Origin of the sequence: Corynebacterium sp. BF-R-2 (genome assembly GCF_024586525.1) — a bacterium.
GTDB classification, from domain to species: Bacteria; Actinomycetota; Actinomycetes; order Mycobacteriales; family Mycobacteriaceae; genus Corynebacterium; species Corynebacterium singulare.
In genome coordinates this window covers 71,531-91,567 of record NZ_JAMFTP010000005.1, presented here as the reverse complement: position 1 = coordinate 91,567, position 20,037 = coordinate 71,531, and the positions used below count along the sequence as shown (strand labels likewise).

General features: G+C 59.9%; 13 protein-coding genes. 8 read left to right on the top strand and 5 right to left on the bottom strand.

All coding sequences use genetic code 11. The features are described from left to right. Positions 1–6: 6 nt before the first annotated feature. The gene (locus M5J09_RS04600) at positions 7–978 is read right to left on the bottom strand and encodes a DUF3068 domain-containing protein (protein WP_257157116.1); all 972 of its coding nucleotides are present in this window, start codon (positions 976–978) and stop codon (positions 7–9) included. Between the two features lie 54 nt (positions 979–1,032). Between M5J09_RS04600 and M5J09_RS04595 the strand changes: the two genes are divergently transcribed. Further along, on the top strand, positions 1,033–2,172 hold the full coding sequence (locus M5J09_RS04595; protein WP_257157115.1) for an acyltransferase: 1,140 nt from the start codon (positions 1,033–1,035) through the stop codon (positions 2,170–2,172). On the opposite strand, the gene M5J09_RS04590 is transcribed toward M5J09_RS04595, so the two are convergent. Genes M5J09_RS04590 through M5J09_RS04580 form a run of 3 tightly spaced genes read right to left on the bottom strand, consistent with a single transcriptional unit; the run spans position 2,135 to position 5,992 of the window. Beyond that, positions 2,135–5,236 (bottom strand): DUF3367 domain-containing protein, encoded by a 3,102-nt coding sequence (locus M5J09_RS04590; RefSeq protein WP_257157114.1) that lies wholly within the window; start codon positions 5,234–5,236, stop codon positions 2,135–2,137. The two genes, M5J09_RS04595 and M5J09_RS04590, sit on opposite strands and share 38 nt — an antisense overlap. Positions 5,237–5,238: 2 nt before the next feature. Continuing rightward, on the bottom strand, positions 5,239–5,436 hold the full coding sequence (locus M5J09_RS04585; RefSeq protein ID WP_042532598.1) for a DUF2613 domain-containing protein: 198 nt from the start codon (positions 5,434–5,436) through the stop codon (positions 5,239–5,241). Positions 5,437–5,479: 43 nt separating this feature from the next. After that, positions 5,480–5,992 (bottom strand): universal stress protein, encoded by a 513-nt coding sequence (locus M5J09_RS04580; RefSeq protein WP_144792490.1) that lies wholly within the window; start codon positions 5,990–5,992, stop codon positions 5,480–5,482. A 59-nt stretch (positions 5,993–6,051) separates the two neighbouring features. On the opposite strand from M5J09_RS04580, the gene M5J09_RS04575 reads away from it, so the two are divergent. The 5 genes from M5J09_RS04575 (at position 6,052) to M5J09_RS04555 (ending at position 13,989) form a co-directional block, all read left to right on the top strand. Then, on the top strand, positions 6,052–7,149 hold the full coding sequence (locus M5J09_RS04575; RefSeq protein ID WP_257157113.1) for a glycoside hydrolase family 3 N-terminal domain-containing protein: 1,098 nt from the start codon (positions 6,052–6,054) through the stop codon (positions 7,147–7,149). 34 nt (positions 7,150–7,183) lie between these two features. Then, entirely contained in the window at positions 7,184–8,887 is a 1,704-nt protein-coding gene (locus M5J09_RS04570; protein WP_257157112.1) for a VanW family protein, read from the top strand. A gap of 3 nt (positions 8,888–8,890) precedes the next feature. Further along, complete coding sequence (locus tag M5J09_RS04565; RefSeq protein ID WP_257157111.1) at positions 8,891–10,678, top strand: ABC transporter ATP-binding protein; 1,788 nt, start codon at positions 8,891–8,893, stop codon at positions 10,676–10,678. A 555-nt stretch (positions 10,679–11,233) separates the two neighbouring features. Then, on the top strand, positions 11,234–12,802 hold the full coding sequence (locus tag M5J09_RS04560; protein ID WP_144792496.1) for a SpaH/EbpB family LPXTG-anchored major pilin: 1,569 nt from the start codon (positions 11,234–11,236) through the stop codon (positions 12,800–12,802). Between the two features lie 245 nt (positions 12,803–13,047). Further along, the gene (locus M5J09_RS04555; protein WP_257157110.1) at positions 13,048–13,989 is read left to right on the top strand and encodes a class C sortase; all 942 of its coding nucleotides are present in this window, start codon (positions 13,048–13,050) and stop codon (positions 13,987–13,989) included. A 201-nt stretch (positions 13,990–14,190) separates the two neighbouring features. On the opposite strand, the gene M5J09_RS04550 is transcribed toward M5J09_RS04555, so the two are convergent. Continuing rightward, positions 14,191–14,544 (bottom strand): hypothetical protein, encoded by a 354-nt coding sequence (locus tag M5J09_RS04550; protein WP_257157109.1) that lies wholly within the window; start codon positions 14,542–14,544, stop codon positions 14,191–14,193. 170 nt (positions 14,545–14,714) lie between these two features. On the opposite strand from M5J09_RS04550, the gene M5J09_RS04545 reads away from it, so the two are divergent. Continuing rightward, positions 14,715–15,683, top strand: coding sequence for a hypothetical protein (locus tag M5J09_RS04545; protein WP_257157108.1), 969 nt, complete (start codon positions 14,715–14,717; stop codon positions 15,681–15,683). Between the two features lie 68 nt (positions 15,684–15,751). Further along, positions 15,752–19,930: a SpaA isopeptide-forming pilin-related protein gene (locus tag M5J09_RS04540; RefSeq protein WP_257157107.1), complete on the top strand. Its 4,179-nt coding sequence runs from the start codon at positions 15,752–15,754 to the stop codon at positions 19,928–19,930. The last annotated feature ends 107 nt before the right edge of the window (positions 19,931–20,037 follow it).

Below are 20,037 nucleotides of genomic sequence, written 5' to 3'. Positions count from 1 at the left end.
GCCACCTTAAGTGCTCTGGGCACGGCGGCGCATAAACATCGCGGCCGCAATCGCCAACAACACCACGCCACTGGTCTTGCCCAGCCAGCCGACAATACTTAACACTTTGACCGTCTCGATGACGCGGCGCACCGCATCAAGGCGCTCGGTGCGGGTGGAGTCGGGCCAGGTGAGGGGGACGTCGAGAAGCGCACGCTCCTTGGTGTCATCGGCCTCAACCATGGCCTGGGCCTGGTGGGAATCCGTGGCCCAGAAGATGCGCGGATGCTCCTCCTCATTGACAATGGTTCCGGTGGTCGGCTCCACCCACACGGTGCGGCTCACGGCGTAAAAAGGCTCGAGGATGACATGGGACGTTGGCTTGAGGTTATAGCGCTCGAGCGACGACGGGGAATAGAAATCGCTGGCAGGGCCGGCTTGGTGGGCATCGAAGGAAAAGACCTCAAGAAGAGAGACCGGGGCGACGTCTTGGTAAAAGACGTAGGTGGGGATGCCGTCGAGTTTCTCATCACGCAGAAAGTCGATGGGAGTGGAGGCTTGGGCCAGCGGGTCGAAGATAGGATAGGAACGCTGCTCTGCGCCGGCGGGGAAGAAATAGCTCATGCCATCGCGCTCAATGCGGTCCTCTACCTGGACGTCGAAGGCGGGAAGCTCGATGTGCTGCGTCGTGTTCGGGCCGGCTACCGGGTAGGTGGATTCGCGGTTGAGCAGGGAATCCTCGGTGATGTGCGCGATGGTCTCGCCATCCGCGACGAGATCCGTGGTGGACTGCGCGCGGGTCACCGAATCCTTCTCTGCCGGGGAGGTGGTGGTGTGGCGGGTGAACTCGACTCCGTCCTGCTCCACGCGGACCTCGAGGTTGAGGTTCGTGGCCAGGGGGCGTGCCTGATTGTTGTAGAGCGGCGGCAGAACAGATCCGAGAATGAGGAAGACCGCAGCGGCAATGGTCACCTGCGCTAGGCGGGAGCGAAGGAACACGTCAGCTCCGATCGGTCGAAGAGAATCACTGCAGAAATAGTATCGTAGTGGGTCATGCGCTTTCTCCCCGAGCTCGAAGGCGTGCGTGCGCTGGCGGCCCTGGCGGTCGTGGTCACGCACGTGTCCTTCCAGACGGCCACCGGCTGGGCCTGGGCCGAGCGCTTGGACTACGGGGTGGCGGTTTTCTTCGTGCTCAGCGGTTTTTTGCTGTGGCGCCGGCGGCATGCGCACACGGTGGGGCAGTATTTTCTTTCCCGTGTGGCACGTTTGGCGCCGTTGTATGTGGTGTGCGTGGTGGCGGTACTCGCCTTGCTTCCCGACGCCTCCCCCCTCTCCCTCCCTCAACTCCTCACCAATCTGACCGGGATGCAGCTGTATATCGCCGATGGGCTGGTTCCGGGGCTCACGCAGTTGTGGTCATTGAGCGTGGAGTTCGCTTTTTACGCGGTGTTGCCGCTGCTGGCGTGGGGGTTGGATAAGTTGTCAGCGCGTGGGCGGGTGGCGTTTATTGCTGTTGCCGGTCTGCTGAGCCTCGGGTGGGGCTTCCTGCCCTTTGTGGCCTCGTATGAATCAGGCCAGGTCAACACGCAGATTTGGCCGCCGGCGTACTTCTCGTGGTTCGCGGTGGGCATGCTGGCGGCGGAGGCTGAAGCGTCCGGGGTGCGCGTGCGCGCAGGGCGCATCGTACGTCCTGCCTGCTGGGCGGTGGCTTTGGGCTGCGTGTGGCTGGCGAGCCGCGAATGGTTTGGCCCGCAGGGCCTAGTTCACCCGGCCCCGGATGAGTTCGCGCGTCGCATCGCGGTGGGGGCTGTGTGCGGGGCCTGCATCGTGGTGCCGGTGGCGCTCGCGCCGCGTGAGAGCTGGCTGTCTTCCGAGTGGATGCGGGCGCTGGGCCGCTGGTCTTACGGGGTTTTCCTGTGGCACGTGGCGGTGCTGGCCATCGCCTTCCCGCTCTTAGGCGTTTCGGCTTTTTCTGGTTCTGCCTGGGACTTCGCGGTAGTGCTGGTCTTTACGGTGGTGGTGAGCTGCGCGCTGTCTGCCGCGACTTATGTGCTGGTGGAGGTCCCGGGCCGCGACTTGCTCCGCTCCCTTGCCGCCTCCCGCGGCCGCATCTTTGTTCCGCGCTCTCTGCCCCGTCAAGCTGCAGGCAGCCGGCCTAGTGGATCCGGTGAGGCGGGAGGCACGCACAGGTAATCGCCGCGACGCAGAGTAGTTGCACAAGGAGCGAGTCGCCAGCATAGCCATCGGAGGGCCAGGGCGCGCGGGCGAGCATCGCGCCGGCGGCGAGGGCAAGCGCGCCCGCGAGGTAGTCAGCGCGCAGCGTGGTCCAACGCGTGACGGCCCATGCTGCAGCAGCGGTGGCAAGGCCGGGCAGGCCAGCCACGAGCGTCATCGTTGCCGCGATCATCAGGGCGATTATGACACTAGTGGGGTGAGACGGGACTGAGTGGTGTGCCGCGGGCAGGGCCGCAGCAACGGCCCGCCGGGGTCGGCGGGAGAGGGCCAACAAGCAGAAAGCTGTGGTGAGCGCGGCGAGAGCGCCGCCGAGGCCGAGGCTCACGCGGTAGGCGCGGTCAGCAACAAAAGAGAGGTGGACGCGGCCGGCGGCACCGGCAGGAATGAGGAAGGCTTGCGTGTCCGCATCGACGGAGCGCGGTTCGAGGTGAAGCGGCTCGGAGCCAGGAGAGCGGAGTTCGCCGCGCAAGCCCTCGTTGAAGGCGCGGCCGGTGATGAGGAGGCGGTCGTGATGAGCGGGTTCGATGGCTTCGTCGGGGGCGAGTGGAGTATAGCCACGGTCAGAAACGGACAGCGCGCGGGACGAAGCGGGCAGGGGAGCGGGAAGCGTGGAGGCGGTGTCGGTGAGCGCGGCCCACGCGCCGGTGGTGCGCACGAGGTGCTGTCCCGCGGAGAGGGGGATGGTGGCGCCGGGGGCGTGGGGTTGGTCGTCGATAAGCACAGTGTTCTCACCGGACACGCGCACGGTCATAGAACGCGGCGCGGTGAAAGAGCGGATGAGAACACCTTCATTATCCTGCTGGAAGAGGAATTGCTCCGCATTGGGCGAGGTATCAGGCACCGTGACCAGGCGGCGCGGCGTTGGCTGATCAACGATGGACGCCTCCGCAATGCCTGTGCGGCGCTGGGGCTCGATGCGAATGGTGGAGGCCCGGGCCCCGGGCACACGGATATCGCGGGCGCGGAAGGCCTCCGTGGTGACGGTGACGGAGGAGTCACCATTGTGGATGGTCACCTCAGTCGTGCCGGTGGTCATGAGCCGCAACGTGGGGGAGGTCCACGTGGACTCAGAGTGCAGTTCCAGCCAGCCGGTATCACCGGGGGCTGGCCACCAGGCGGTGGAGTTCTCGCCGTCGACGGCCGCGGTCATTGAGCGCGCCGGGTTCGCACCGCCGAAAGCAGACGCATCCGCGGCTGACGACGACGCAGTCACGCGGCCATCGTGCTCCACCACCTGCGTGAGCGGGCCAGCGGAGGGGTAGTCGCGCAGGCGATTGCGCACAGTCGACGGATCGGTCGGCGCCAGCGGCGCGGAGACTGGGCCGTCGAGCGTGCCGTAGTTGCGGTCACGCAGGGAGGGCGAGTCGGTGACGATGGAGGCGTCGGAAGGCACGAGCTCATGAGGTCCCTGCAGGAGCGCCAGCGCTTCACCGCCACCGGCCACGCGCGGCAGATCCGCAGGCGCCAGGTTCATAGAGAGATCGGAGTCGAAGACGACGACGTCAACCTCACCAAACGTGTGGACCTCGCCGGGAATTCGGGCCGAGGAACCGGAGATAAGGTCGTGGCGCACCGCCACTGCGCCGATGCCCAAGCGCTGGAGGACGTCCGGGGCAGTCGCGGGATCGCGTGAAATCTGCGCCATCGCGCCGTCGAGACCACGAATGGCTTCAGGCGGGATGAGGGGGATGGCGTCGCGCACGGCCCAGGGCACGCGGAGAAGTGGCTGCGCAGGCTCATCGCGCGTCCAGCCCCAGTCCTGCCGGGCAAAGGAAGCGGGCGGGTAGATGAGCACGCGCGTATTCAAGCTGTTCATGAAGTCGGCCGCCTCATGCCAGTAGGCGGGCACCTCCTCATACGCGCCTTTTGGCAGCAGCCGCCCAGACCAGGCGGGGGCAGTAACACCTACCATGATCAGGCCCACGAGAAGGCCTGCCGCTTGGCGGCGCGTGGGATGCACACTGTGTGGCAGACCTATCCGTGACACCACCGCAGCAACGCCGAGCAGAAGCGGTATGCGCACCAGTGGGTCGAATTTGTGCACGTTGCGCAACGCGGCTAGCGGCCCATCCAACGCATCGAGGTACCACGCGGCATGCGTGCCTAACACGGCTACGCCGATCAGCAGCATGACACTCCACATGCGCGGCAGGCGCGCCAGGCCCACCAGCCCGAGCGCGGCCACGCCAACCGTGAACAGCACAAAGACGGGCTCGGTGGCCAACGCCGTGCCGGCGACGCGCTCGGTATCCACAAAGGGTGCCCAGCTTGTCGTGCCGCGCAGGATCTCCGCCAGGTTGAGCCAGCGGGTGGTTACCCCAGCGGACTCGATGAACTCCGTAAATGGCGGGGCATAGCGGCCCAGAATGAGCAGCGGAACAATCCACCACGCGGAGACAGCAGCGCAGCCAGCCAACCAGGCCAGCCCAGCTCGGCCCGCGCGACGCCACACCAGAACCAAACCTGCGGGCAGGCAGGCGGCCATCGTGGCCGTGGCGTTGACCGCGCCCATGCAGGCCACCGCCGCGACTGAGGGCGCGGCATCCCGCCAGGTCAGCCGCCCGGCCCGAAGAAAAGGCAGCACCACCCAGGGCGCTAACATGACCGGCCACGTCTCTGAGGAAATCGCGCCGAGCGTCGTGAGCACGCGGGGAGAGAGCGCATAGAGCAACCCACCCGCAAGAGCCGCGTGGGCAGGTGCCGCGGGAAGCGCCGCGCGAACCAACCGGAAGAAACCCCCAAAGCCCACGGCCAGCACCAGAAACCACCACAGGCGCTGGGCTATCCAATCCGGAAGCGGGTCCGTCAGCAGGAAAAACAAGCCCTGCGGGAAGAGGTATCCATAGGCTTGGTTCTGTAGCTGTCCCAGAGTGAAGGTGTCCGTATAGGCATGCAGGGCACCGGCCAAGAACCCGGAGGGGTTGGCCACGAGGTCATGTTTGGTGTCGGCGGCGGTCAGCCCCCACGGCTGCACCACGACCACGAGGGCTAGACACACAAGCCCCCCGATGCGCGCGCGCACTGTTACTCGCGGGAGCCGTACTCCGGCCCGCCCATCACGGCGTCGGAGGCTTTGACGGAGCTAGTGCTCGGCACGGCGTCTGCCTGCGAGAATTGGGCAATCCCCAGGATGGTCACGACCCCTAAAGCCACGCCAACAACCGCGCTGCCCAGGGCCGGACCCAGGGTGCGCTTGTTGAGGGAATCGCTATCGAATGCCATGTCCGCAGATCCTAGCAGGTCGCTAGCGCGTTATGGCCTTTTCTTAGGCGTCGTCGCCGGATGCGTCGGAGTCATCGGAATCATCGTCATTCTCTGGCGGAACGATGAACACCGGCAGGCCCGCATTGCGCACGATGTACTCCGCGGTCGAGTTATTCCACAGCGAGCGGAAGCCGGTCAGCGCGCGGGTTCCGGTGACGATGACATCGACGTCAAGTTCCTGAGCGGCGTCCACAATCGCGCTTTGAATCGACGACACAGATTCCACCAGGTGGGCATGCCCGCGCAGGCCCAGGGACTCCGCCTTGGTGATGCCCCGGCGGCAAATCGCCAGCGCCTCCTCGTATGCGGGGTCGTCCTCGACGTGCTCAGAAGACACTGCGGATTGGTGCAGTCCGCTGCGGCTCACGGCACGCGCAGCCTGGCGCGCGGAGGTCTCCCATGCGGTGAGAATTTTCACGTCGGTGGGGCGCAGAAGATGCGCGGCGTATTCGAGGGCGCGGTCGGCGCGGGCGGAGCCGTCGTAGGCGATCAGCAGGGTCTCTCCGTTACTCATGTGACCATCCTAACAACCCCGTATCGCTCGCGCGGGCCCTTTGCGGCACACTGGTAGGCATGAGAAAAGCAATGCCCGCCCTTCTAGTCAGCATCGCTTGCGCCGTAAGCGCGTGCGGTTCGGAGCCTGTGCTTTCCGACGTCCCACCCAGCACCGCGCCTCACAGCACCGCGCCGAGCAGCGCGGCATCCAGTGCCGCAGCCGCAGGCGAGTCCCCCGAAACCGAAAAAGCCGCGCCCGAAGATATTCGCGCCCAAGCGGCCGCGAAACTCATGCCACCGGCCCTGAACTATGAGGACGCCCGCGCCAAGCTGGACGCGGGCGTGGGCGGGCTTTTCATTCCGAGCTGGGCAGACCCCGAACTGCTCAGTGATGGGCCCCGCGGTCTCAACGCCCTGCGCGCGGAGATGGGCCGCGACTTCGAGGTCTCCATCGACTTCGAAGGAGGCCGCGTTCAGCGCTTTTCTGAGATTCTGGGCGAGTATCCCTCACCGCAGGCCATGGCTCAAGGTCACAGCCCGGAGGAGGTCGAGGCCATGGCCACCGAGATCGGGCACAGCCTGCGCGCACACGGCGTGACGGTGGACTTTGCCCCGGTGCTGGACGTTGACGGGGGAGACCTGGAGGTTGTCGGGGACCGCGCTTTTTCTACCGACCCGGAGACCGCCGGTGAGTATGGCGCGGCCTTTGCCCGCGGGCTGCAGGCAGCCGGGGTCAAGGCCGTGTTCAAGCACTTTCCGGGACACGGGCGCGCCTCGGGGGATACCCACCAGGGTGAGGCCGTCACCCCGCCGTTGGAAGAGCTCTATGGTCACGAGTTCGTGCCATTTCACACAGCCCTCCCGAAAGCGCCCGAGGCGGCGCTCATGATGGGGCATCTCGTGGTTCCCGGCTTGGGCGAGGAACCGGCGTCCCTTAACCCGCGCGCCTACCAGCTGGCCCGTGAGGAGCTGGGGTTTGAGGGCACGATTTACACCGATGACCTGGGGGGAATGGCCTCCATCTCGGAGAACTTCAGCGTGCCGGAGGCGGTATCTGCAGCGTTGGCCGCGGGAGCCGATATGCCACTGTGGTCTACCGACGACGACATTAACGCGGTGATTGATGCGGCGGCGGAGGTTGTGGCCCACCAGGAATCCGATCGCGCAGCCGACTAGGAAAAACTAGCTGGCAGACGATAGTCTCATACACGTGAAGAAGGCAATCGGACACAGCCAGCACCGGCGAGACCGCAACCGCAGGGGACTCAAGGTCTTCCTCGGCGTGCTCGTCGGCCTCGTGCTCATCGCCGGCATCGCCTACGCGTGGGACGTCATGGCCAACCAGCACAAGGTGCCGCGCGCGACGTCGGTAGGCGGCGTGGACATCTCCCGCATGGAGCGCACCGCCGCCGTGGGCAAGCTCGAAAAGGAACTCGGGGATGTCACCACCCGCCCCGTTATTGTGCGTGCGGGCGAGAAAACCTCCCAGCTCATCCCGCAGGATTCGGGCTTGAGCCTCAACTACCAGAAGGCCGTCGACGGTATTCCGGACGCTTCGCTCAATCCCTTCGCCCGCCTCTACAGCTTCATCAAACCCACCGAGGAGATCCCGGTGGCGGTCGACATCGATGAGGATCAGCTCTCCGGCGAACTTGATCGCGTCAGCGAGGAGCTCAAGGTTGAGCCGAAGGATGGAAACTTGGAGCTTATCGATGGCTCCCTCAAGGAAACCTCACCCGAATTGGGTCAGGCAGTGGAGAAGGAAGCGTTGCGGGGGGACGTCGAGAAGCACTGGCTCGACCCCCAAGGCGTGGAGGTCACGCCCATGGTGGTGGAACCACGGATCAATGACGCGGCGATCGAGGCCATGCGCACCGGTGATGCTGCCCGCGCGCTCGACAACCCGCTGACGCTCAACGGTGAGAACAACACCTCCGGTACCCTGCGCAAGCCGGAGATTGCCCAGTTTGTCTCCATCGCCGCCGAGGAGGGCGAGCTGCGCCTCAAGGTGGACAAGAACCGTGCCCGCGAACTGTTTGAGGAGCGCATGCAGGGCTCCGAGGTTCCCGGCACCAACGCCAAGATTTCCTTCAGCGGCAGTGACAAGCAGATCACGCCCTCCGTTGACGGTTCCATCATCGACTGGGAGAAGACCCTCGATGGTTTCGAGGATCGCGTGAGCAGCGAGGATGAGCGCGAGTGGGACGCCGATTACAAGCCGGACCCAGCCGAGTTCACCACCGAGATGGCAGAAAAAGCCACCTTCGATGACACCATCTCTGAGTTCTCTACCGGCGGCTTCTCCGGTGCATCCGGCACCAACATCCGCCTTGTTGCCCAGCAGGTCAACGGCGCCGTGGTCAACCCGGGTGAGACTTTCTCCCTCAACGGCTACACCGGCCCCCGCGGTACCGCGCAGGGCTACGTGGAATCCGGCATTATTATTGACGGCCACGCCGGCACGGCCGTTGGCGGCGGCATCTCCCAGTTCGCCACCACCCTCTACAATGCCGCGTACTTCGCCGGCATGGAGGACACCGCCCACACCCCGCACTCCTACTACATCTCGCGCTACCCGGCAGGCCGTGAGGCCACCGTCTACGAAGGCGCGATTGACCTTCAGTTCACCAACACCTCGAAGCACCCGGTGCGCATTGAGACCAGCTTTGGCAAGGACATCACCGTGCGCTTCAAGGGCGTGAAGACCGTCGAGGTGGAGTCCATTAACAATGGCCGCTGGGCCAAGACTGAGCCGCAGCGCATGTCGGTGGGGGAGGACTGCTCGCCCTCGGGCGGCGCGCCGGGCTTCACCACCTCCGATACCCGCGTGATTAAGGACCTCTCCGGCAAGGAGCTCTCCCGGGAGACCACCACCACGGTCTATGACCCGCAGCCCATCGTCACCTGCGGTTAATCCATGACGCGGCCGATGCACACCGCGGTGAAGGACCCCGCGGACGTCGATCAGCTAGCGGAGCATCCCGTAAAGTTCGGCCGCGTCGCCGGCCTTTTTGCCGCCCACCGCGGCACCCTGCTGGTGGTTCTGGCCCTCATCCTGGCCACCTCGGGGCTGACCGTGGTGCAGCCCTTCCTTGTGCGCCGCACGGTGGATGACGCCATTCCTCACCACGACACCACGCTGCTTCTGTGGCTTGTCGGCGGCATGCTGGCGGTCACCGTGGTGTCTCAAGCCATCGGTGTTATCCAGTCCTTTCTGTCCGCACGCGTGGGCCACACCATCATGCATGAGCTGCGCACGCAGGTCTTTGCCAACCTGCAGCACCAGTCCCTGCAGTTCTTTACCAATAACCGCGGCGGGGAGATTCAGTCCCGCCTGACCAATGACATCGCGGCCATGCGCGGCATGGTCACCACCACCGCGACGTCTGTGGCCAGCAACCTCACCATGACCGTGGCCACGCTGGTGGCCATGGTGGCGCTGTCACCTACGTTGTCCTTACTCTCCCTCATCGTTCTGCCACCCGCGGTCTGGCTGACGCGCCGCGCGGCCATCCTGCGCCGCAGCCTCATGGAGAAAAACAGCCGGGCCCAGGCCGAGCTCCAACAGACCATTTCAGAGAACCTCTCCGTCTCCGGCATGCGGCTAGCCACCACCTTGGGCGCGCAGGACCGCGTCTTCTCCGGGTTTGAGAAGACCTCGCGCTCGCTTATTCGCCTGGAGCTCGAATCCCAACTGGCCGGGCGCTGGCGCATGGCGCTGACCCAAATCATCTTCGGTGTCATGCCGGCGCTCATTTACCTCGTAGCGGGCCTGCGCCCGGGCATTACCATCGGCACCCTCATCGCCTTTTCCACCCTGCAGACCCAGATTTTCCGCCCTATTACCGGCCTGCTCAATGTGGGCGCGCAGTGGGTAGCCTCCATGGCGCTGTTTAGCCGTATCTTCGAATACCTCGACCTGCAGCCCGAGCTTACTGAGGCCACTGAGCCCGCCCTGCTTGCCGATGCCTCCCTCACCCTCACCCACGTCTCTTACCGCTACCCCGGCACGGACACCGACGCGCTTGCCGACGTCTCCCTTCACATCCCCTCCCACACCACCACCGCCCTGGTGGGGCACACCGGCTCCGGCAAATCCACCATCGCTGCGCTCCTGGCGCGCCTGGCCGATCCAACCGACGGCTCGGTACGGCTGGGTGGGGTGGACCTGCGCGATATCCCCGCCGAGCAGCGCGCTGAAGTCATCGGTGTGGTTTCTCAGGAGACCTACCTCATCCACGGCTCGGTGCGCGAGAATCTCCTCTTTGCCCAACCAGACGCTACGGAGGAGGACATGTGGCAAGCTTTGAACGCCGCCAACGTGGCTGAGGTGGTCCGTTCCCTTCCCGACGGCTTGGACACCCTCGTGGGCTCGCGCGGCTACCGCTTCTCCGGCGGTGAGCAGCAGCGCATCTCCCTGGCCCGCACGCTCCTGCGCCGCCCTGAGGTCCTCATCCTCGATGAGGCCACCTCCGCCCTGGATAACGAAACTGAGCGCGCCATTCAGGAGGCCGTGTTCGGTGCACAGGCCACCCGCTTGGTCATTGCCCACCGCCTGTCCACGATTTACGACGCCGACCAGATCATCGTCCTCGACCACGGCCGCATCATAGAACGCGGTACCCACGCCGAGCTGCTCGCCCGCAACGGCGCCTACGCCGCTCTTATCCGCGCTGCCGCCGATGACGGGCTGAACGGGCTTTGACGCCGCCAGCGAAGGCTGAGTGCGCGTTGCGTCCCCTCAGGGCGCTAGATAGGCGCAAGCTAGGAAATTTCCAGAAACCTTAAGTCTTGCTGCCAGTGGACTTCGATTATGCTCGGAGGCGCGTTACAAAAGCACTCAGACTGACGATTTTTAACATTCGTCCGGCCTATCTCAAGATTAATTTATTTTCTATAGCTGCAGTTCAGCGACGTAAACTGCAAGCAAAGTTAGAAGAAGCTTAGAATGCAGTTGGCAAACTGTGGATTCGATGCTAATCTACACGAGAAAGATTAAACGGCCCGCCGCAAAAGTTAAGGCTAGTCCCGTAAGAGGGTCTTAGAATTCGGCGAGCTATTCCCCCATGTGGCATCCCAGCCAACAACGTTAAGGAAACTGTGACTACTCTCCCTCAAGAAAAATTTCGGTGCCGTGCAGGACCTGCTAGCCGCGCTACACCGTCCAAGTCCTTGCACTAAGCGCGAGGCACCCCCAAAACCAAATCCACTCTGTCTCTAGGGAAAGTTCCCTATCCTAAGATTTCGAAAGAGAGAACTCATGTCCAAGGCTATCGCTGGCAAGAAGGCTGCTGCTTTCTCCGCCGCTTTTGCAATCGCTCTGTCCGCTGGCGTTGTTGGTGCTGACGCTAACGTTGCTCACGCACAGTCCGAGGCTCCTGCAGCTACTGCTTCCACCACTGCAGATGCAGATCAGCAGCAGGGTAACTCTAACCCGGAAAACGCCCCTAAAGACGGCCTGTCCCTGACCATCCACAAGCTCAAGGGTACTGAGAGCGGTGAGCAGGGCAACGGTACTGAGCAGAACCTTCCTAATGACCCTGCGAAGGGTGTTGACTACACGATTGAACTGGTTCAGCCCCTGAACACCCCTAAGGACTGGAAGACCGCTGCTGGCATCAAAAATGCTGACGAAGCAAAGGCTTTCACGGGCGAGGGTGCTTACTCTGTGTCCCGCACGACCGACGACAAGGGCGAAATCAAGCTGACTGGCCTGAAGGCGGGCCTCTACAAGGTCACCGAGACCAAGGTTCCGGACGACTCCGGCCTTGTGATTGCTAAGCCGTTCCTGGTCTATGTTCCGATGACCAACCCGGACGCGAAGGACGGCTGGCTCAAGGACGTTCACGCTTACCCGAAGAACACCGAGGTCAAGGTTGAAAAGAAGGTAAAGGACCAGTTCGCCAACAACGGCGAGGACTACACCTACACCATTACCTCCAGCATTCCGCTGAAGAAGGAGGGTGAGACCCTTACCAAGTACATCGTCACCGATGAACTTGATTCCAAGCTGGATGGTGCAAACTCCAAGGTCACCAAGGTTGCTCTTGGCGCCTCCGAGGACGCGGCTACCGAGCTGAAGGCTGGCACCGACTACGATGTCGAGGCTGTCGATGGCAATGACCAGATCAAGAAGGTTGTCTTCACCGAGGAAGGCCTCAAGAAGCTGAAGTCCACCTCCGACAAGGTCTTCACCACGATTCAGACCAAGACCAAGGGCGACGCGACTGTCTACCACGTTCCTAACGACGCAAAGCTGACCGTCAGCCACAACCCGAAGGGTGAGTACGACACCACCGTTACGTCCAACGAGGTTGACACCTACTGGGGTGACCTGAAGATCGTCAAGCAGGACGGCAACAACACCGACAAGAAGCTGAAGGGCGCCGAGTTCCAGCTCGTCCAGTGCCAGGCTGACGGTGATGCTTGGAAGCAGACTCCTAACACCTCCGCAGAGGAGGTCAAGGGCGAGACCTCGTGGACCACCGACGAGAACGGCACCGTCACCATCAAGGGCATTCACGTCACCGACTTCGCCGATAACGAGGACAAGGCTAACGACTACTGCCTGAAGGAGACCAAGGCTCCTGCCGGCTACGTCAAGTACGATGCTCTCATCCCGTTCAAGCTGAAGAAGGGCGAGCACGCTACTACCGACGCTAACGGTAACATCACCGAGATTAAGAACACCGCAACCGTCGACAACTACTCCGATGAGAACCACTTGCCTAACACCGGTGGCGCTGGCTTCATCGCCATCGTCATGGCTGGTCTGGCAATCATCGGTGGCGGTTTCTTCGCAGCACGCCGCAACTCCGTTAAGGCCTAAGCACTAGGTGCTAGCCTGCTAAACCACTAGGCTCGGAAATCATTTCCGGGCCTTTTGGCTTGCGCCGCCCCCGCGGGGAGGGTGGTACAAAAATCCCCGCCGCTTTTAGTGCCCTGATTTTTCCGGGGCGTTGTACAATTCCATATCGAATAACGTGTGCTGGGCGCTCTCTTAAGCTCGGCTGCTTCCTATCTTCACTTTCTCTCCCTATATCCAACTAAATACATAGATTTAGAGGACCCTCAATGACCGAACAGATTGCCAAACCCCGCAAGACGGAAAAACAGTCTATGCTTAAGCGCGTATTCCTGCCGATACTCCTGGTCATCGTGGGTCTTCTTGTCATGCTGTACCCGGTATATGCCACCCAGTGGAATAACGTGCAGCAGCAGAAAGTCGCCGCGCTCTACGAGCAAGACGTTAAAGAAATGTCGCCTGAGGAAAAGAACCAGGCCGTCGAGGAGGCTCGTCGCTATAACGACGAGCACGGGGATGCGCCGATTCTGGACCCGTGGCTTGCCCGCGTGAGTGAAGACAATGTTGCGTACCAGGAATACTTGAAGCAATTGAGTGGTAGCTCCGCGATGAGCCAGGTGGTTATCCCGTCTATTGACTCGAAGCTGCCGGTCTACCACGGCACGGATGATAAGACCCTGCAAAAGGGCTTGGGCCACCTCTTTGGTTCGGCACTTCCGGTGGGTGGTGAGGGTCACCACTCCGTGATTACCGGTCACACCGGACTGTCCAATGCAACACTCTGGGACAACCTGGTGGATGTAGAAGAAGGTGATGGCATCTACATTTCTACCTTTGGTGAGCAGCTGAAATATGAGGTGCACGATATTGAGGTTGTGCTGCCGGAGGAAACCGATTCGCTGCAGCCGAAGGAAGGCGAGGACCTTCTCACCCTGATTACCTGTACGCCATACGGCATCAATACCCACCGACTGCTCGTGCATGCGCACCGCGTGCCGATGGATGCAGAAGAGTCCCACGTCTTTGAGGACAAGGCTAGCTTCATGCAGTGGTGGATGTGGCTGCTTATCGCCCTTGCCTTGGTTATTATCGCCGCCATGGTGTGGTGGCTACGGAATATGAGGAAAGCTAGCGCAGGGGGGACGTCGGAAAGCGACGAAGCTGAGGCGGAAGCTGGCAGCGCCCACCCAGTAAGTGAGGACGAGGACTAATCTCCCCGTACCCCAATCCCCATTCGTTTCCTCCCGGGAAACGGGTGGGGATTTTGCTGCGTTAGAGAGGAATGCACGGACGAATACCTTTCATGCTGAAGCCGATCGATAGATGGGCCAGGACCCCGATGGTGTACTGCGCCTGGGCATGCTGTTCATGGAGCCGGCATCGCGGGACGTTGTATGCTGTGAGCGCTGTTATCACTGTGCGATGGCCACCAGGTGCTGCGGTATCGCCGGCGGTTTCGCTGTCGATTTCAGCTGCGCGTGGTGCATGCTTGGGGTTGCTGTGAGCGTGGGCAGCGTAGGAGATGGTGTGAGTTGGGGCGTACAAGAGTTGGGACCCTCCTGCACCTCGCGGTTGTGGTGAGTGCGACGGTCATTGGGCTGCTTCATGGGGTGTCCGCCGCGCACAACCGTCACCGTTGCTGCGCCAGCCGTCATGACCCACTGTGCGACTTTTTGCCAGCAGATTCTTAGAATAGTGTCGGCGAGTGAGATGAACACCTGGTGGCCTTTGGCGCGGCGTTCGCTGCTTGACGACGCCCCTGCCATCCACCTTAAATCCAACTGTCAAAAGGCTTCGTCTCAGCTTGTGCAGCTGAAAAATGTTGAGTATTATTTTGAGTAATCCTAAAATTTGCTAGGCAGATGTTTAAAAGTTGTTGCAGCCTCCCCTAGTTAAGGCTGTAGCGCGAGCTGCCCCTCGATAAGAGATGATGTCTATGAAGAATTATTTTTCCCTTTCTTCCTCGGTGTTCGTGGTTGCGTTGTGTGCGGGGCTTGCTGGTCCTGTGGCTGCTGCGGATGAGCGTGTGATTTCCGGTAATGACCGGGGTGTTAGTGCTTCTGCGGTGGATTCGTCGCGTTTGATTGATGTGACGTTTCGTAAGATTCCGTTGAATCCTTTTGATGATCGTGAGCCTGGTGCTTTGCCTGATGGTGGGGTTGCGGGTCTTTCTTTCACGCTTTTTAAGGTTCGTGGTGTTGATGTCACGACTGAGGCTGGTCGTGCTGCTGCTAAGAAGATGACTGTGGCTAAGTCGCGTGAGGCTGGTGTTGTCAAGGTTGCTTCTGAGCTGACGAATGCTGAGGGCAAGGCTTTGTTTACTGGTCTTGGCCCAGGTCTTTATCTGGTGGAGGAGTCTGCGCCGGATACCCAGCATGATTATCGTTTGTCGGATCCGCGTCTGATTATTCTTCCGTTGGGTAATCCGGCTGGTACGGAGTTTGAGTATGACTCTGTTGCGGTGATGAAGGGGCGTCCTTCGACTCCGCCGGAGACTACCATTCCGCCGGTTCCTCCGAGGACGACGACGCCTCCGGTTCCCCCGGAGACGACTACTCCGAAGACGACTACTGTGAAGACGACGTCGCCGAAGGTTCCTCCGGAGACGACGACTCGGGAGAGGCCGGGTGAGTCGACTACTGATGATCGTGATCGTCCGCCGCGTGAGGGTTTTCCTCCAGGACGTCGTACGACTCATCCTGATAGGCCTGGTGTAACGACTGAGCGTGGTGTTCAGGTTCTGGGTGAGGAGCCGCCGGAGGGTGGTTCTGGTTCTGAGTCTGGTTCTCGTTCGGTGAATGTGTTGGCGTCTACTGGTGCTAGTGTGCTGGGTCTTGTGGGTGTCGGTGCTGTGTTGATTTTCGCTGGTTTGTGGCTTTCTCGTCGTCGGAAGGGTGAAAGCTAGTGAAGAAGAATTCTTTTTTCTCTCTATTTCCTTTTGGAGCTACTGTGTCTCATCTTAAGAATTTCGCTGTGAGCGCTTCGCGTGGCTCTATGGCTGTGTTTATTGTTGGTGTCGTTGTTGCTTTGGTTGGTGCGATGATGCTGTTTGCTCCTGCTGGTTTTGCCCAGGAGGATCCCGAGGCTGACGAGGCTTTGGTTGCTTATGACGAGGCATCCGATGTCGATGGTCTGGCTGAGGAGATCGCGTCGGTGGAAACACCTATCGATGATGCTCCTGCATCTGATTCGGCGCCTGCGTCTGCGTCTGATTCTGCTTCTGGTGAGGAAGCTTCTGAAGCGTTCGAAGCTGTTGAGCAGCCGGAGGTTGTTGAGGACCTGGTGAGTGTCGAGCGTGATGGTGATATTGACACTGTGACGATTGATGACCGGGATGCTAAGGCATGGCGTGATAGTGAAACTGGCAAGGAGAAGGTCTCTGATGATGCTCTCTATGGTATTTCTCGTGAGTCCGATGCCGGTATTGATGAAATCGTCGAGGTAGAAGCTGACGGCGTCGTCGTTGATGAGGATGCTTATGGCTTCATCTATGACGATGAGGACAAGCTGGATAAGATCGTTATCGATTACTACGGTTTGAAGACTACTCCGCCGGAGATGCTGACCTTGAAGGTTAAGTCTTCCAAGGAGGGTGAGTACTCCATCCTGGATGAGGATGATATTCCGGCTAAGGCTGAGGTGCAGGATGCTGGTTTCTTGCCGGATCCTTCTGCCGAGAAGCAGGAGAAGATTGACAAGGCCAAAAAAGAAAACCGCGCCGCGGAAAACCAAACCGGTAGCCGTGAGGTTGAACTGAAGAGCTTTGACGTCGAAAACGCGAACACCAATAACCCTACCTTTGTATTTAGCGTCGGTGGGGAGCCAAAGGAAAAGCACACCACTCTTTATGCAAACAAGATTGTGCTGCAGTACGACGGTGATATCGACAGGAGCAATGCCGAGCAGCCAAAAGGCTTCGCGGATCGCAATAAGACCGTCAAAATTTCCAAGGGTCGGACCACGTGTACTCTGAATGAGCCCGACGGTGCTTTCTACAGGGAAACTACTAATACCAGCACGAATTATCTTGAGCTGGATTTGAGTAAGTGTAATGGTGGCGATGGTTCCCCCAAGAAGGCCATTGACTTCTGGGAAGAGGGCTCTGACCAGATTAAGGTTACGTTGAGCTCTAACTTCCGTGGCGATATCAATAAATACAGTGGTCGCCTGTGGGCTTCGACCGAAAAGGGGGATTCAATCTTCGACCACCAGAATGAAACTAAGCTCATCGAGACCACTGAGTTCGTCGACACTCCCACTGCAAAGTCTGGTTACGAAGTTGCCCTACAGACTGAGGTCCTGGGCCCTAATCGCCCATATCGAGATCTGTACATCAACCGTATCTTCATTTATGACCCAGATAACCAGCTGGATAACGGTCTGAATGACGTATTCCTTCAAAAGGGCCCTACGGAGCTTGGTTCTGTCCGTGCTACGCGTATGAGTGGGGACAAGTCTGATTATATTGAGATTGACACCACCAAGTTGGGTAACAAGGCGGCAGTATGGGAAGGATCCCGTAACCGTGTTATCGCTCACTTTAAGAACGTCGGTGCGGTCGATCCATCGAGGCTGGACATGCGCGTATACGCGTCCCCAGTTCAAGGTCAACAGCCTGGCGTTATCGATCTCAAGGCATCTCCGTTTGCAGAGGTAGAAGAGCAAGAGACTACTGGTGAGAACCTGAAGACCAATGTAAAGCCGAAAGAGGGAACCAATGGTCGTGATTTCTATGTCACCCTGACGCGTGATTTCCCGGTAGGCGGCACTCTGGGCAATGAAGTAACTGCACGGGTTGACCACGTCAATGGCACGTACCTGGATAATGACGTCATGGTGCCGACCCTGAAGGTTCTGGACGCCGAGGGAAATCCCGTTGAGAAGCTGGAAGGCAAAGCATACGACCGCTACCGTCTTGCAACCGATAAAGACAATAATGACTGGGGCGGCATGACCTTCGACGGCCTCGAAGGCGTTAAGGTTCCAAGCGGCGGAAAGATTGTCGTGGAAATGGGCTTCCGTCAAAAGCCGGGATCCCCTATTAAGGACCGCGAACACCGCCTTCCTCTGGGACCAGGTGAAGTAGTCGTTGACTTGGCAAAGACTGACGACCGTTTCGAGCTAGTTAAAGGCGAAGGCGAGGACGCTATTGCAGCTCGCGCCGAAGCAACTAAGCGTGATGATAAAGCCTTCGAGGATGTCATTACCATCGACTCTCGCTCCAAGTTTAGTGGTGCGAAGGTTACAGTCGATGCCCCAAATAGCATCTTGACTGGGGAGTCCTACTCGTTCCAGATTGGTGGCGACAACAATACCGGTCTTGAGCAGGGATACTCCCTGAAGAAGACCGTTATCTCGGCGGATAAGAATGAGGTCGTTTACGAGGTTTACCCTGTTGATGGAGCTGGAGAACGCGCAACTGCACTCGTAGAGGCAGGAACCAAGTTTACCGTTTCGTCTGCGTTCAGCCGCACTCCGGAGACGGTTAAGACCACTGTTGAGCTGTCCGGAAAGAAGCTCAAGAAGGCTGCCGAAAAGACTTGGACTGAGGGAACTGGTGGAGACATTAATCTTTACCCAGTATTCCGTCTTCACCCTTTGATTATGACCAACTCGGCCCAGCACGGTTTCAACGGCTCTCCAGGTCCATTCGTCTTGAAGGACGAAAATGGTCAGGTCGTTTCCTACGGTGGTCTGTGTATCCAGCCAAATTTGGGGTATCCGGATACCTCTGAGCCCGTACGTGACAATTGGGAGCTTTTCCCGTCGGACTACAGCCCAGTAAGCGAAACCCCAATTTCCATGGAGAACCAGGGGGCACTCGGTTACTTGGTTAAGCAGCTGAACTCTGCCGGTGGTGGCAAGGCTAGCCAAGCTCGTCAGGAAATCATCAATAATGCAGAGCGTATTGCTCGAGAGGCAGGTGTCAAGGATTCAGCTGGGCGTTACTACACGGGCGCTGAAGCGTACGCCGTTGTATATGGTGCGGTTCTGAACCTCCTTGGTTACAACAACGACAACTTGGATGAGATCTTCAGCAAGTACACCTCTGCGGGAAACCCTAAGCGCCGCGAGATCATTGACAAGGGTGCAGTCATTGCTAAGTACGTCCTGAGCAATGATGATCTGGAGAAGTCTACGGACTACCAAATTGTGCGATTTAAGAGCGCTAATGCTCAACCGTGGCAGATGGTGCTTGTCCCAGGTGGCGGAGGAAACGGTAACTCCCGCATGAGTACTACCGCCGCTCTTGATGGTGACAAGGACCCTGCAAAGGTTGACTACGGCGAGTGGCGAAGTACTCGCGTCAATATTGAAAACGTAGATAAGGCCTACGACCGTATCGATTACGTTGGTCTGACTGCTGGTGACTACAAGCTCAAGACTGAGCTGGTTCGTGTTGATGCGGACAAGTCCGAGCACGTCATCTATTCCAACGAGTCTGCTGTCAAGGCTGAGTCCTCTGCTCAAAGCTCCTGGTTCGTCAAGGTCGACTTGAACAATGATGTGAACGAGAAGGATCTGAAGGCTGGCTCCCGCTACGTATTCAAGGAGAGCGTAACGGACTCCAACGGTGTCGATATCGTCAAGCACATCGATGCTAACGATGAGGCACAGAGCTTCTGGATTGATGACAAGCCGCAGCTAAAGGGTGCTCGCTTCCAGTTCACCAAGGTCTCTGCTGATGACCACGAGGATAAGCTGAAGAACGCTTCCTTCGTTATCGCTGATAATGAGGAAATGGCTAACGCCAAGGCGGTTGATAAGGCAGAAAACGATTCGACCACCTTCACTGTGGAGAACCTTGAAGTAGGCAAGCAGTACTGGATTGCAGAAACCAAGGCTCCGCAGGGCGATGCAGGTAAGAATTACCAGCTATTGCCAGAGCCGATTAGCTTCAAGATCGACAATGATGGGAAGCTGAAGTTCTGGTCTGCTAACCAGTGGACCGAAGGTGATGCCTTCCCATTCGTCGACCCGAAGTCAACGACCGATAAGACGACCGGCAAGATTCATGCCACCGCGAATATCGCTAACGTCTGGATTGGTGACCTGCCTAAGACTGGTGGTAACGGTATTGCGCCGTGGCTGCTGTTGGGTGGTCTGATTATGGCGGCTGGTGCGTTGATGGGTAATCGTCGTCGCGCATAGTTGCTAGGCCGGTGGCTGGCAGCGTGAGCTGCTAGTGCATGCGGTGTGCTGCCTGTGGCCCCTGGTTCCTGATGGAGCTGGGGGCCACAGGCTTTTTCTGCTTCTGG

What these genes read in the sequence shown, in the direction of transcription:
- M5J09_RS04595 (WP_257157115.1), top strand. Translation starts at nt 1,033, where the DNA reads ATGCGCTTTCTCCCCGAGCTCGAAGGCGTGCGTGCGCTGGCGGCCCTG.
- M5J09_RS04585 (WP_042532598.1), bottom strand. Translation starts at nt 5,436, where the DNA reads ATGGCATTCGATAGCGATTCCCTCAACAAGCGCACCCTGGGTCCGGCC.
- M5J09_RS04580 (WP_144792490.1), bottom strand. Translation starts at nt 5,992, where the DNA reads ATGAGTAACGGAGAGACCCTGCTGATCGCCTACGACGGCTCCGCCCGC.
- M5J09_RS04575 (WP_257157113.1), top strand. Translation starts at nt 6,052, where the DNA reads ATGAGAAAAGCAATGCCCGCCCTTCTAGTCAGCATCGCTTGCGCCGTA.
- M5J09_RS04565 (WP_257157111.1), top strand. Translation starts at nt 8,891, where the DNA reads ATGACGCGGCCGATGCACACCGCGGTGAAGGACCCCGCGGACGTCGAT.
- M5J09_RS04560 (WP_144792496.1), top strand. Translation starts at nt 11,234, where the DNA reads ATGTCCAAGGCTATCGCTGGCAAGAAGGCTGCTGCTTTCTCCGCCGCT.
- M5J09_RS04555 (WP_257157110.1), top strand. Translation starts at nt 13,048, where the DNA reads ATGACCGAACAGATTGCCAAACCCCGCAAGACGGAAAAACAGTCTATG.
- M5J09_RS04550 (WP_257157109.1), bottom strand. Translation starts at nt 14,544, where the DNA reads ATGGCAGGGGCGTCGTCAAGCAGCGAACGCCGCGCCAAAGGCCACCAG.
- M5J09_RS04545 (WP_257157108.1), top strand. Translation starts at nt 14,715, where the DNA reads ATGAAGAATTATTTTTCCCTTTCTTCCTCGGTGTTCGTGGTTGCGTTG.